The 2,588-nt window shown below is 50.0% G+C and carries 1 protein-coding gene and 2 rRNA genes; 2 read left to right on the plus strand and 1 reads right to left on the minus strand.

Annotation, left to right across the window (positions count from 1 at the left end; translation table 11 throughout):
• A 23S ribosomal RNA gene (locus NW853_RS01225) occupies nucleotides 1-1,592 on the plus strand; the annotation flags it as partial.
• Nucleotides 1,593-1,761: 169 nt separating this feature from the next.
• Nucleotides 1,762-1,873 (plus strand): 5S ribosomal RNA (rrf, locus tag NW853_RS01230).
• A gap of 58 nt (nucleotides 1,874-1,931) precedes the next feature.
• On the opposite strand, the gene NW853_RS01235 is transcribed toward rrf, so the two are convergent.
• Complete coding sequence (locus tag NW853_RS01235; RefSeq protein WP_414347261.1) at nucleotides 1,932-2,465, minus strand: M16 family metallopeptidase; 534 nt, start codon at nucleotides 2,463-2,465, stop codon at nucleotides 1,932-1,934.
• Between the last annotated feature and the right edge of the window lie 123 nt (nucleotides 2,466-2,588).

Below are 2,588 nucleotides of genomic sequence, written 5' to 3' on the forward strand. Positions count from 1 at the left end.
AGATGTTTATAAGAGAAAGACTAAGGGTTCCGCGGCAATGTTAATCAACCGCGGGTTAGTCGGGGCCTAAGACCAATCCGAAAGGAGTAGTCGATGGACAACCGGTTAATATTCCGGTACTACCTTATTGAGCGAAGTGGTGACGGAGGAGTGACAGCTCCGCCCCGTGACGAAATACGGGGTTAAAGGGTGTAGGTATATTTCTTATAGGCAAATCCGTAAGAAATGCCGAACCTGATAGTACACGGCGGCTTCGGCCAAAGTGATAGTGAGCGTAACCATACTTCCAAGAAAACCCGCTAGCGTTAATCAATAAGGTACCCGTACCGCAAACCGACACAGGTAGTCAAGGAGAGAATCCTGAGGTGCTCGAGTGAGTCATGGCTAAGGAACTAGGCAAATTGATCCTGTAACTTCGGAAGAAGGGATGCCTACCCCGAGCAATCGGGGAGGTCGCAGTGAAATGGCCCAGGCGACTGTTTAACAAAAACACAGGGCTTTGCGAAATCGAAAGATGATGTATAAGGCCTGACACCTGCCCGGTGCCGGAAGGTTAAGGGGGGATGTTAGTGTCCCGGTTTCGGGATGCGAAGCATTGAACTGAAGCCCCGGTAAACGGCGGCCGTAACTATAACGGTCCTAAGGTAGCGAAATTCCTTGTCGGGTAAGTTCCGACCTGCACGAATGGTGTAACGATCTGGGCACTGTCTCAGCCATGAGCTCGGTGAAATTGTAGTCACGGTGAAGATGCCGTGTACCCGTCACGGGACGGAAAGACCCCATGAACCTTTACTACAGCTTCACATTGACATTGGGTAGATGATGTGTAGGATAGGCGGGAGACTGTGATCCCGGGCCGCCAGGTCCGGAGGAGTCGACGGTGAAATACCGCCCTTTATTTACTTGATGTCTAATCCCGCCCAAGCGGGAGACAGTGTGTGGTGGGTAGTTTGACTGGGGTGGTCGCCTCCGAAAGCGTATCGGAGGCTTTCAAAGGTACCCTCAGCACGCTTGGTAACCGTGCGTAGAGTGCAATAGCATAAGGGTGCTTGACTGTGAGACCGACGGGTCGAGCAGGTAGGAAACTAGGATATAGTGATCCGGTGGTTCTGCATGGAAGGGCCATCGCTCAAAGGATAAAAGGTACTCTGGGGATAACAGGCTGATCTCCCCCAAGAGCTCATATCGACGGGGAGGTTTGGCACCTCGATGTCGGCTCGTCACATCCTGGGGCTGGAGAAGGTCCCAAGGGTTGGGCTGTTCGCCCATTAAAGTGGCACGCGAGCTGGGTTCAGAACGTCGTGAGACAGTTCGGTCCCTATCTGTGATGGGCGTTGGAAGTTTGAGAGGATCTGACCTTAGTACGAGAGGACCGGGTTGGACCAACCGCTGGTGTACCAGTTGTGGCGTCAGCTGCACCGCTGGGTAGCCATGTTGGGAAGGGATAAGCGCTGAAAGCATCTAAGCGCGAAACCCACCTCAAGATGAGACTTCCTTTAAGGGACGTCAGAGATGATGACGTTGATAGGCTGCAGGTGTAAAGCCAGAAATGGCAAAGCTGAGCAGTACTAATTACCCGATCGCTTCTTTTCGCACTCCCTATGTGCACGATATCTCCCTGCTGTATCTCCCGCATGTCAAAAAATATTGCAATGGTTCGGTTGCTGTTACACACAGTAACTGCCAAACAGAGTTCAAAGTGATCCCGATGGAAATCGGGACGGTGGGGATTAAATCCCGCTGAAAAAATCACAAAAGTTTTAAGGTGACTATGGCGGTGGGGATCACCTCTTCCCATTCCGAACAGAGAAGTTAAGCCCACCAGCGCTGATGGTACTGGGATAAAACCCGGGAGAGTAAGTCGTTGCCTGTTCTTAAATCAAAAGCCCCGTAGCAATACGGGGCTTTTTGTTTTTGTGCCGCTTGGGGATTTAATGTACCAACGTTGTATGCATACTATCTTCATGAAGGTATCTTTCATAAATACCGGCAAGCTCAGATGCATTCACTGAATTGACCCGGTGAATCAATCGCGAATAATAATCGGCTGGAAGATTAAAAAAGTGTATAGTCTTGTACCGTTCCGTATGAGCAAAAATGTTGCTCATCTCGTTTTGCATGTTGCCGATGAAGTGATTCTTCGCCAGTTCCAGTTCACTGGATCGCACCCATTCTGAACGGAGCTTTCTGATTTGATTTTTTATCTCCATGATGGCCACATCTGCCTGTTCTTGGTTTATATCAGTCCCGATAGAAAATACCGAAGCATGGAGGAAGTTCTGTATGCGGGCATAAATACTGTAGGTAAGCCCTTTTTCCTCGCGGATGCTCTTCATCAACCGGGATCCGAAAAAACCACCCAGGATATACACCGCGAGCACAAGGGCAGGATAATCCGGATTGTCCCGCGAAATCGTGATCTTACCCATTCGCAAAGAGGCCTGAACTGCTCCCGGCTTTTTCAACGACACCAACGCTTCATCAAGGCCATGCTGGTTATGAGCAGGTTCTTTATTTTGCTACCAGGGCAACTCGCTTATAAATTGTTCCACCGCCGATTTACACTACTGAACACTCGTTACGGTGAC

The sequence above is a fragment of the Synechococcus sp. H55.11 genome, from assembly GCF_047462475.1.
In the GTDB taxonomy this organism is placed as follows: Bacteria; Cyanobacteriota; Cyanobacteriia; order Thermostichales; family Thermostichaceae; genus Thermostichus.